Origin of the sequence: Microcystis sp. M179S2 (assembly GCF_020245805.1) — a bacterium.
Classification (GTDB): domain Bacteria; phylum Cyanobacteriota; class Cyanobacteriia; order Cyanobacteriales; family Microcystaceae; genus Microcystis; species Microcystis aeruginosa.
The window spans coordinates 17,774-28,413 of the sequence record NZ_JADBUE010000216.1 but is presented as its reverse complement, the minus strand read 5'-3'; the positions used below and the strand labels follow the sequence as shown (position 1 = coordinate 28,413).

Sequence of the window (10,640 nt, the reverse complement as noted above, 5' to 3'; positions counted from 1 at the left end):
TTTATGATTTTCCTTGATCTATCTGGGTTTCAGCGATTTTGGGCTTCTCGAAGTAAATCCCAAGCGGGGATTGGAGTTGAGGCTTTTCTCGATTTGTTTTTTGTCTAAGTCCCACTATTAGTTTATTTGTTCTATGTCCATGGCAGCTCTTGGCTAGAGCCAGCGATCGCTTAATAATGAAAGCATAAGTAGGGAGGCACAATTATTTGTAGCGGACTGTTTCAGCTAATTTGGTGTATTAGAAAAATGCTATAGATTCTATAATCTAGGACTTACGCATTGACAGGATCGACCAAATATGAGGTATGGGTTTCGGGCATTTTAACGTGATTTTTTGATGACTTTTGAGCGATCGCTATCGTTGGGAAGTTAATCGCCAAAAGTCTGAAACGATGGATTTTCGTTCATACACATCATGGTGAATTTGTACAGTGCGTAAGTCCTATAATCTAAGACTTTAAGCCGAATCTATTGCCCTATTTTAGCTGAAACAGTCCAGTAGGATGGGTTAGCGGTAGCGTAACATGAGCGGGCGTTGAGTTGAAGCATGAAACCCAACGCCCGCTCATCTTATATTTAATTCCACCCACCTACTTAGGTGCATCTTTTCTGAGAATTGATGGCATTTCTTAACCCCAAAAATGAGAATTGACTACATTTCTTAACTTAAGGATCGTACATTTCTTAACCAAAAACTAGATATTAGATATTGACAACGACAAAACAAGGGTGTTATGTTTGAAATTGCGGAAGTGATGAAGGCAGAAAAATCAAATAGATATCTGAATCCTCCATGATTTCAGCACTGTACACCTTCTATGAAAACAACAAAAAGGTCTATTACCATGGCAGTTGAAAAAACTAACTCTTCCTCTAGCTTGGCTGAAGTTATTGATCGTATCCTTGACAAAGGTATCGTTATTGATGCCTGGGCTCGCGTCTCTCTGGTGGGAATCGAATTATTAGCGATTGAAGCTCGTGTAGTTATCGCTTCGGTTGAAACCTACCTCAAATATGCTGAAGCCGTTGGTCTGACTCAATCTGCGGCGGTTCCTGCTTAAGGATTGATCCCAGATTCTCCCATCGGCTGAGTTAAAACCCTAGTGGGTTTTCCAGATTCTCGGCTTTTCTTTAATCCCTGTTGAGTTTAGTTACCCCTGTCTTGGGGCGCAATAGTCTATAATTGATAGGGTCGGCACGGCAACGGATAGCGAAGACAAAGCTAGACGCAGACAAATTGTTTTTGTCACCGTGATTTTGTCCCTTGTAGCTAGGTTTACCCCCAATCACCAGAGTGTGAGGCTCACTATTTTTCGGAATAGAAAGCAATTCTTTGGGTGGGAAGCTGCGCCCCTTGGTCTTGGGTAGTTCGCCATCTCAACTTTTGGATCAGCGCTGTACACTCTCTATACAAACAAAAAGGTCTACTACCATGGCAGTTGAAAAAACTAACTCTTCCTCTAGCTTGGCTGAAGTTATTGATCGTATCCTTGACAAAGGTATCGTTATTGATGCTTGGGCTCGCGTCTCTCTGGTGGGAATCGAATTATTAGCGATTGAAGCTCGTGTAGTTATCGCTTCGGTTGAAACCTACCTCAAATATGCTGAAGCCGTTGGTCTGACTCAATCTGCAGCGGTTCCTGCTTAAGGATTGATCCCAGATTTTCCTATCTGCTGAGTGAAAACCCGACTGGGTTTTGCAGGTTCTTGGGTTTTCTTTAATCTCTATTGAGTTCAGTTACCCCTCTCTTGGGGCGCAATAGTCTATAATTAATAGGGTTGGCACGGCAACGGATAGCTAGAACAAAGCTAGACTCAGACAAATTATTTTTGTGACCGTGATTTTGACCCTTGTAGCTAGGGTTACCACCTATCGCCAGAATGTGAGCCTCTCTATTTTTCGCAATAGCGCAATGGAAGGCCATTCTTTAGGTGGGAGGTTGCGCCCCTTGGGATGCGGTGGTTCGCTATCTCAACATTTGGATTCAGCATTGTACACTTCCTATACAACTAACAAAAAGGTCTATTACCATGGCAGTCGAAAAAACCAACTCTTCCTCTAGCTTAGCTGAAGTTATCGATCGTATCCTTGACAAAGGTATCGTTATTGATGCCTGGGCTCGCGTCTCTCTGGTGGGAATCGAATTATTAGCGATTGAAGCTCGTGTAGTCATCGCTTCGGTTGAAACCTACCTCAAATATGCTGAAGCAGTTGGTCTGACTCAATCTGCGGCGGTTCCTGCTTAAGGATTGCTCACAGATTCTCCTATCTGCTCAGTTAAAACCCGACCGGGTTTTCCAGATTCTTGGCTTTTCTTTAATCCCTATTGAGTTTAGTTACCCCTCTCTTGGGGCGCAATAGTCTATAATTGATAGGGTAGTTCGCTATCTCGACTTTGGGATGATCAGAAAAGTCGGAATCTACTGTCTCTCCCCCCAGTCCCCGTGAAGGTTTTTCTAACGGGTGATTGGGTCTAATCCATTCCATAGTATTTAGTAATTGAGGACAACCCCATGCCTGCTCTCATGGAAAAGTTCCGCCAGGAGCGTTTATCGATTGCTGGAGAAGTAGCTAAACTCTCGCAAGAAGTCCAAGCTTTTTTGTCGGATGTCAAAACTGAAAGACAAAAACAAGCGCAAGAACAGGCAACTGCTTTGCGCCAATCTTTCCAAAAAGTTCAACAAGAAAGCCTTGCGTTTTTAACAGCTACCCAAAAACAGCGTTTAGCTCAGGCGGAAAAGCAAAAAGAGGATTTACGTCAATTTCAAGAACAACGTTTAGCGGCAGCGAAGCAGCTAGCGGACGACTTACGTCAACAGCGTCTAGATCGAGCTAAACAGCTGAAAGAGGATTTAAGTCAATTCCAAGAACAGCGTTTAGCGGCAGCGAAACAGCTAGAGGACGAGTTACGCCAACTTCATCTAGATCGAGCTAAACAGGTGAAGGATGATTTAAGTCAATTTCAAGAAAGACGTTTGGCGGAAGCGAAACAGCTAAAAGACGATTTGCGTCAATTTCGTCAAGAGTTGTCTATCTACGTTTTTGGCAAATAAATCTCTAGGTTAATTACAACCCACTTAAGCCTAGGGCTAGAGTAAAAACCCTCTAGTCCCTTTTCCTGGCTAAACTAGAGGACTATCTGAAAATACAACAATAAGCCTTTGGTTTTAAACCTAGCCAGTCCTGCCTTTTCAAGTTTCTAGACTCAACGTAGGATTGGTGGGTTCCTCTTCAGGCTGCTCTAGGGCTCTGGTAAATTAAGAAGTATTATAAAACTTCACTTAGTTTATAGCTAATGTTGTCATTATTAGTCTTTTATTGACAAAGGAGGTAAGGGAAAAGGACTGCATCTGGGCTTGTCATTGTTTAAGTCTTGAAAAGTAATCTAGACAAGAATTTTATTCCCTTGACTAATGAATATCCTGAAATACCTTCAGAATCAAGGTTCTAGATCTAATTGATGACAGTTCCTAATTTTTTGTGATATTATTATGAGGTAAGCCTTAAAAGCCAAAGACGATTAAACTTGCCGTAAAATTCGGGTAACACAAGCGTCCTCGCCTACTCGGTTATTAAGGGGAAACCTGAACCAGCAGTTGTTAGCTCAAGAATACCCGTACGCTTCAGGCGGGGATTATCAATGGTATTTACTAGATTTCAACTATGACAGTTACTGAAACTCAAACAAGAAGAGCCGTCCTCAGCCTCCGCCCCGGTCAATTTGTTGTTACGCCTTCGATTGATCAAATTGCCACCCGCGCCTTACGTTATCTAAACTCTGGTTTTTCCATTCATCTATGTGGCCCAGCAGGAACGGGAAAAACCACCTTGGCAATGCACTTGGCCAATTGTTTAGCCAGACCTGTGATGCTAATCTTTGGCGATGATGACTTTACCAGTTCCGATTTAATTGGTAGTCAGTCTGGCTACACCCATAAAAAACTGATGGATAACTATATCCACAGCGTTCTCAAAGTTGAAGACGAGCTAAAACACAATTGGGTGGATTCTCGCTTAACAATGGCCTGTCGCGAGGGGTTTACCCTAGTTTATGATGAGTTCAATCGTTCTCGACCTGAGGTCAACAACGTTTTACTCTCTGCCTTGGAAGAAAAAATTCTCACCCTGCCGCCCACTAGCCATCAACCCGATTACCTACAAGTCAATTCTCAGTTTCGGGCAATTTTCACCTCCAACCCAGAAGAATACTGTGGGGTTCATGCCACCCAAGATGCTTTAATGGATCGGTTGGTAACTATCAATATGCCTGAACCGGACCAACTAACTCAGACAGAAATTCTTGCTCAAAAAACGGGGATTGGTCGAGAAGATGCTTTATTTATTGTCAACCTCGTCAAAACCTTTCGTGTGAAAACTGCGACTGAAAAAACGTCGGGTTTGCGCTCTTGTTTAATGATTGCTAAAGTCTGCGCCTCTCACGATATTGCGGCCAACTCCGCTGACTCGGACTTCCGTGATATCTGCGCCGATGTTCTTTTGTCACGCACAAATTTATCTGTTGATAAGTCAAGAGCGATTTTATGGGAAATCCTCGAGGACAATCCGTTAGAATCCTTATCCTTTCTAGAGGAAGAGGAGCCTTCCGATGCCCAAGCGTCAACTCCTGAGCCTTCGACAGGAAATCAGTCGTTAAAAGCCATTCAATCTTTACTGCGAGGCAACTTGCCCCAGCGAAAAGACTAATTTTATACTCTTATTGAGTGAAACCAACCGTGACTTCTTCCACTTTTGCTGGCTCGCTCAGAAACCAGTCAAACAACTCCCTAAAAACAGCAACTCAAGGTTCGAGTTTAGCGGATATACTCGAACGAGTTTTAGATAAAGGAATTGTGATTGCCGGCGATATTTCCGTTTCGATCGCCTCCACTGAACTTATAAATATCCGCATTCGTTTGTTAATTGCCTCTGTTGATAAAGCAAAGGAAATGGGAATCAACTGGTGGGAAGGAGACCCCTACCTCCATAGCCAATCCCAAGCTTTACTAGCAGAAAATCGGGAACTTTCACTCCGACTCCAAACCCTAGAAACTGAGCTTGAAACCTTAAAATCCTTAACCCAATTGAGTGCAATAGAGAGCCATGATACCAGTCCGAACGATGAAGCACATTCCTCAGATGCGTGAAATTCCTCACTTGAATCCTCAAAGGTTAGGAAATTTACACGAGTTGACGGTTGCCCCTCTTGATAAAGCAAGGGAAATGGCAATTGATGGGTGCCAAGGTTATCCCCACCTCCCTAGCCAATGCCAAGCTTTATTAGCAGAAAACCTGGAACTTTCACGCCGACTTCAAGCCTTAAAATCCTTAGCCAAATTGAGTGCAATGGAGAGCCGTGATACCAGTCCGAACGACCAGGCACATTCTTTATATACATTGAAATTCCTCAATTGAATCCTCAAACGGTCAAGAAGTTTACACCAGTTAACGATTGCCTCTGTTGATGAGCAAGGGAGATGGCAATTAATGGGTGGGAAGACGACTCCCATCTCTATAGCCAATCCCAAGCTTTATTAGCAGAAACGCCAGAAGCTGAACTTCAAGCCTTAAAATCCCTACCCCGATCGGGGGCAATCGAGGGTCATGATACCAGTCCAAATGATCAAGCACATTCCTCCTGTCGGAGAAGTTCCTCACTTGAATCTTCACAAGGCAGCGGAAAATTGACATTGTACATCATTATTTTCCCTCAGATAAAATTTCTTGGCCAAGCTCCCCACTAGAGACTCACCGTCAAAAACTGCTCATTTACCAATTCCCACCATGACACTTGCTTGCACACCTTACGATTCTGATAATCAAGCCTTGCTGACCCGTCCAGAAAGTAATAGCCAAGCTGGTTTAGCCCCTTTACTGTTAACTGTCGTGGAACTGGTACGCCAATTGCTCGAAGCCCAAATCATTCGCCGGATGGAAAAAGGGGTTCTCAGTGAGTCTGATTTAGATAGAGCCGCAGAAAGTATCCAAAAATTGCAAGAACAAGTTCTCCATTTGTGTGAAATTTTTGAGGTTGAGCCAGAAGAGTTAAATGTCCACCTAGGAGAGTTTGGCACTCTTTTACCGGAAGCGGGGAGTTATTATCCTGGAAAGGAGGGTATTAAGCCCTCTGTGTTAGAATTAGTGGATAGACTCCTCAATACAGGAGTTGTTGTGGAAGGAAATGTTGATCTGGGTCTAGCTCAACTAGATTTAATTCATCTAAAGCTTCGTTTGGTTTTAACTTCTCAGCCGGTTTAATTTGGGAGAATACTGATGACAGTGGGTCTTTATTTGTATGGAATCTTTCCGGAACCAATTCCTGACGGACTCGTTTTGCAGGGTATTGATAATGAGCCAGTTCACAGTGAGATGATTGAGGGTTTTAGTTTTCTCTACTCCGCTGCTCATAAAGAGAAGTATTTGGCATCCCGTCGCTATTTAATTTGCCATGAAAAAGTATTAGAAACTGTCATGGAAGCAGGGTTTACAACGTTGTTGCCCCTGCGGTTTGGCTTAGTTATCAAAACCTGGGAATCCGTCACCGAACAATTAATTAGTCCCTATAAAACCCAACTGAAAGAATTATTTGCTAAACTGTCAGGCCAACGAGAGGTTAGCATTAAGATTTTTTGGGATAATCAGTGGGAATTACAAGCGGCTTTGGAGTCTAATCCTAAGTTAAAGCAAGAACGGGATGCGATGATGGGGAAAAACTTAAATATGGAAGAAATTATCCATATAGGTCAACTCATTGAAGCCACTGTATTGCAACGGAAACAAGACATTATTCAAGTCTTTAGAGAGCAATTAAATCATCGCGCCCAAGAGGTGATTGAAAGCGATCCGATGACGGATGACATGATTTACAATGCAGCTTATTTAATTCCCTGGGAGCAAGAGCCGGAATTTAGCCAAAACGTTGAAGCGATCGATCAGCAGTTTGGCGATCGCCTAAGAATTCGCTATAACAATTTAACCGCACCCTATACCTTTGCCCAACTTGTCTAAGGAGAGTATTAGTTATGTTTCTCGATCTTTTATTTCTTCCTGTTACCGGTCCTATTGGGGGTCTGATCTGGATTGGGGAGAAAATTCAAGAGCGTGCAGATATAGAATATGATGAGGCGGAAAATTTGCACAAATTGTTATTATCCTTACAACTATCTTACGATATGGGCAACATTTCTGAGGAGGAGTTTGAAATTCAGGAAGAAGAACTTTTATTAAAAATTCAAGCCTTAGAAGAAGAAGAGGCAGAAAACCAATCTGAATCTTCTCTCTAGAATTTTTCTATACTCCCCAAGTTCAGAACTGGCAATCTTTCCCACCCTATAGGCCATGGACAAAGTAAGGGCGGATTTGACAAGCTCAAGAACTCGTTGAAGCTTGGTCAGAACTAGCCCTTGGTTAAGCCTTAATATTCTAGGTAAAAAGTTTGGAAATTACTGGAATTATTAGAGGAGTGAGCAACAGTTTTTGGGGAATCAGGTTTTTTAGCTACACTAGGAGGGTTGGCTGTAGGCAAATTTTGAATACTTTGTTCTGTAGTCTCAATTTGCTCTGTCACAGACGTGAGACGACTTTTTAACTGCTGAATCTGCCGCTCCATCATTTCTAATTTTTCTTGGATACGTTGTTTTTCAGTAATTAACTTATAAAGCTCAAGTTGCTGATCTGCTTCAGATTGTTTCCGAGGCATGGTGCTAATTTTAGATCTAATTGGTCTGGGTGGACGAGTGGTTGTCATAACAATCCCTGAATAACTTAGAATATTCTAGCATATCAACGCCCCAATATAAAAACTTGTAAAAAATCGTCAATTTTCTTTTGGTAAACCCTATGAAATTGTACAATCTATATACTTACGCTTTTTTGAAAACCCCCATAGAAAGCCTAACACTACCCGTTGGAATGGCTAACCCATTGTTACTGATAACTGGTGGAGAGCTATCGGCCGTAGTCGAACCCGAAGTTAGTTTAGACACTTTACAAAATGATGATGAACGCTTGATTCAATCCGTTTTATGTCATGATCGAGTCATCTGTCAATTATTTCAACAAACCACTATTTTACCCCTACGTTTTGGCACATCTTTTTTAGAGTCAGAAAATTTACTGACTCATCTTTGTTCTCATGGCCAAGAATATCAAGAAAAAATTGAAGAACTTGAGGGAAAAGGAGAATATCTTTTAAAATGTATTCCCCGTAAGCCAGAGGAGCCTGTACTCTCTTCTGAAAGCAGGGGCAGACAATATTTTTTAGCCAAAAAACAGCTTTATGAAGCCCAACAAGATTTTTATACTTTGCAAGGTTCAGAATGGCAAAATCTCGTGAATTTAATCACCCAAAGCTATCCATCAACGAGGATTATTACTGCTCCGGGGACAGAATCACGAATTTATCTTTTAGTTAATCTTCAAGAAGAACCTTTACTAATCGAGCAAGTCTTGCATTGGCAGAAAGCCTGCCCCCGTTGGGAATTACAATTAGGACAAGTTTCTCCCCCCTATCACTTTACTTAACTTGATTTCTCTATGACTAACTTTAACTTGGTAAATAACTCTCTAAGTCGTTATGACACTCGACATTTAGTTATGTTTAGTGGCAAAGGAGGAGTGGGAAAAACTACCCTTTCCTGTGGATTTGCTCGCCGTTGGGCTAAATTATTCCCCGAGGAACAAATCCTGTTAATCTCAACCGATCCTGCTCATTCTTTAGGGGATGTATTGCAAACAGAAGTTAGCGATCAAGCATCACCTGTAAAAGAGTTACCCAACTTAAAAGTTAGGGCATTAGATGCGGAAAAATTGCTCTTAGAATTTAAAGAAAAATACGGAAAATTTTTAGAAATTTTAGTAGAACGGGGCAGTTTTGTTGAAGGAGAAGATTTAACTCCTGTTTGGGATTTAGACTGGCCAGGTTTAGATGAAATTATGGGTCTATTAGAAATTCAGCGATTACTTATTGACAATGTTGTAGATCGAATTGTTGTTGATATGGCTCCCTCTGGTCATACCTTGAATTTATTGGGAATTAAAGACTTTTTAGAGATTATTTTAAATTCTTTAGAGTTGTTTCAAGAAAAACATCGTGTTATTTCGCAAACTTTTTCAAAAACCTACAATGCCGATGATGTGGATGACTTTTTAGTCAAAACACAAGCAGAATTAACCGAAGGCAAACGAATCCTACAAGATCGGGATTTTACCCTTTGTTTAATTGTGGCAATTGCCGAACCGATGAGTTTATTAGAAACCGAACGATTACTCAATAGTTTGCATCACTTAAATATTCCCTGCGGCAGCTTATTTATTAATCGAATTCTAACGGATCCTAATCAAAATTTAGATCGCTATAGTGAGCAACAGCAACTCCTGGATAAATTCCTAAAAATTCCAGGTCAAGAGACAATTTTCACCCTGCCCCAACAATCAAAAGAACCCCTAGGAGGTGAAGCATTAGATCAGATCATGAGTCAAATTAAAATCATCGAAAAAGTAGAATTTACTCCCCCGCCTCCTATTCAATGGCCGCAAAAAATTCTGCCGAGTTTTAGTGATTTTATTGACGACAAACGCCAACTCATTATCATTGGTGGCAAGGGGGGAGTGGGAAAAACAACCGTTGCTGCGGCCATTGGTTGGGCGTTAGCTAATCGTCATCCCGATCAAAAAATTAGAATTATTTCTATTGATCCAGCGCATTCTTTGGGAGATGCCTTTGGGACAAAGTTAGGACATCAATCCACACAATTAACTGCTAATTTAAGTGGTCAAGAAGTTGACGCTAATATCATTTTAGAAAAATTTCGGGATGATTATTTATGGGAACTGGCAGAAATGATTAGTGGTGAAGGTAAGGAAGAAGGAAACATCAAACTAGCTTATACTCCGGAAGCTTGGCGACAAATTGTAGCTCAATCTCTGCCAGGAATTGATGAAATGTTATCCCTAGTAACAGTGATGGATTTATTAGACCAGAAACAACAAGATTTGATTATTTTAGATACGGCTCCTACCGGTCATCTCCTGCGATTTTTGGAAATGCCAACGGCTTTAGGAGATTGGTTAAGTTGGATTTTTAAGCTTTGGATGAAGTATCAAAATGTCTTAGGGCGTGTAGATTTAATGGGACGATTGCGAACCTTAAGACAACAAGTGATGTCTGCCCAGAAAAAACTAAAAGACCCCCAACATACAGAATTTATTGGAGTTTTGCAAGCCCAAGATGCTATAGTTGCCGAACAACTGCGATTGACAGCATCTTTGAAAAAAATGGGAGTCTATCAACGTTATGTCGTGCAGAATCGTTATCACGCTAATGAGGAAATTGATCGGGATTTATTCCCAGATCAAACTTTGATTCGCTTACCCAGTTTACCCCGGTCAGTAGAACCTCTAGCCCGGGTAAAAAGCGCGGCAGATCTGTTATTTTAAAGGTAATTAGTCTGCTCAAGTCGGACTTCTTCACCCCATCTATCACCCAGTCCCCACGGCAATTCTCATTTTGAAACGATTTTGCGTTGTTTCAGCGATCTAGAGACTCGTTAAGAATTATTAACCCCTCTAGGTGCAAGGGTTTTAATGTCATGAAACCTTAAAATGAGAATTGCTGCAGTCCCCATCTTTCACTTGACTCAGG

General features: G+C 41.5%; 14 protein-coding genes. 13 read left to right on the top strand and 1 reads right to left on the bottom strand.

What is annotated here, in order from left to right:
• Positions 1-845 precede the first annotated feature (845 nt).
• The 11 genes from gvpA (IM500_RS13510) to IM500_RS13460 all read left to right on the top strand — a co-directional run bounded on the left by gvpA (IM500_RS13510) (position 846) and on the right by IM500_RS13460 (position 7,281).
• Positions 846-1,061, top strand: coding sequence for a gas vesicle structural protein GvpA (gene gvpA, locus IM500_RS13510; RefSeq protein WP_002735503.1), 216 nt, complete (start codon positions 846-848; stop codon positions 1,059-1,061).
• 371 nt (positions 1,062-1,432) lie between these two features.
• On the top strand, positions 1,433-1,648 hold the full coding sequence (gvpA, locus tag IM500_RS13505; protein ID WP_002735503.1) for a gas vesicle structural protein GvpA: 216 nt from the start codon (positions 1,433-1,435) through the stop codon (positions 1,646-1,648).
• Between the two features lie 383 nt (positions 1,649-2,031).
• Positions 2,032-2,247, top strand: coding sequence for a gas vesicle structural protein GvpA (gene gvpA, locus IM500_RS13500; protein WP_002735503.1), 216 nt, complete (start codon positions 2,032-2,034; stop codon positions 2,245-2,247).
• Between the two features lie 267 nt (positions 2,248-2,514).
• Complete coding sequence (gene gvpC, locus IM500_RS13495) at positions 2,515-3,054, top strand: gas vesicle protein GvpC (protein ID WP_190723182.1); 540 nt, start codon at positions 2,515-2,517, stop codon at positions 3,052-3,054.
• A 610-nt stretch (positions 3,055-3,664) separates the two neighbouring features.
• Positions 3,665-4,705, top strand: a complete 1,041-nt coding sequence (gvpN, locus tag IM500_RS13490) for a gas vesicle protein GvpN (protein ID WP_002758527.1) — start codon at positions 3,665-3,667, stop codon at positions 4,703-4,705.
• Positions 4,706-4,734: 29 nt separating this feature from the next.
• Positions 4,735-5,145, top strand: a complete 411-nt coding sequence (locus tag IM500_RS13485) for a gas vesicle protein (RefSeq protein ID WP_147068961.1) — start codon at positions 4,735-4,737, stop codon at positions 5,143-5,145.
• Positions 5,102-5,413 carry a gas vesicle protein gene (locus IM500_RS13480; RefSeq protein WP_287738660.1) on the top strand — a complete coding sequence of 104 codons (312 nt, stop codon included), beginning with the start codon at positions 5,102-5,104 and terminating at the stop codon, positions 5,411-5,413. Before IM500_RS13485 ends, IM500_RS13480 begins: the two co-directional genes overlap by 44 nt.
• Before the next feature lie 62 nt (positions 5,414-5,475).
• A complete protein-coding gene (locus tag IM500_RS13475; RefSeq protein ID WP_242034731.1) occupies positions 5,476-5,742 on the top strand; it encodes a hypothetical protein in 267 nt (88 codons plus the stop codon).
• Positions 5,743-5,782: 40 nt separating this feature from the next.
• Positions 5,783-6,256 carry a gas vesicle protein K gene (locus IM500_RS13470; RefSeq protein ID WP_002786502.1) on the top strand — a complete coding sequence of 158 codons (474 nt, stop codon included), beginning with the start codon at positions 5,783-5,785 and terminating at the stop codon, positions 6,254-6,256.
• Positions 6,257-6,271: 15 nt separating this feature from the next.
• Positions 6,272-7,006: a gas vesicle protein GvpF gene (gene gvpF, locus IM500_RS13465; RefSeq protein ID WP_190723180.1), complete on the top strand. Its 735-nt coding sequence runs from the start codon at positions 6,272-6,274 to the stop codon at positions 7,004-7,006.
• A 14-nt stretch (positions 7,007-7,020) separates the two neighbouring features.
• A complete protein-coding gene (locus IM500_RS13460; protein ID WP_190723179.1) occupies positions 7,021-7,281 on the top strand; it encodes a gas vesicle protein GvpG in 261 nt (86 codons plus the stop codon).
• Positions 7,282-7,412: 131 nt separating this feature from the next.
• Here IM500_RS13460 and IM500_RS13455 read toward each other — a convergent pair whose 3' ends face one another.
• Positions 7,413-7,745 (bottom strand): gas vesicle protein, encoded by a 333-nt coding sequence (locus IM500_RS13455; RefSeq protein ID WP_353737906.1) that lies wholly within the window; start codon positions 7,743-7,745, stop codon positions 7,413-7,415.
• Between the two features lie 92 nt (positions 7,746-7,837).
• Between IM500_RS13455 and IM500_RS13450 the strand changes: the two genes are divergently transcribed.
• Both IM500_RS13450 and IM500_RS13445 read left to right on the top strand, forming a co-directional pair.
• Entirely contained in the window at positions 7,838-8,521 is a 684-nt protein-coding gene (locus IM500_RS13450) for a GvpL/GvpF family gas vesicle protein (protein WP_190723178.1), read from the top strand.
• Positions 8,522-8,533: 12 nt separating this feature from the next.
• Entirely contained in the window at positions 8,534-10,435 is a 1,902-nt protein-coding gene (locus tag IM500_RS13445; protein ID WP_287738656.1) for an ArsA family ATPase, read from the top strand.
• Positions 10,436-10,640: the final 205 nt, after the last annotated feature.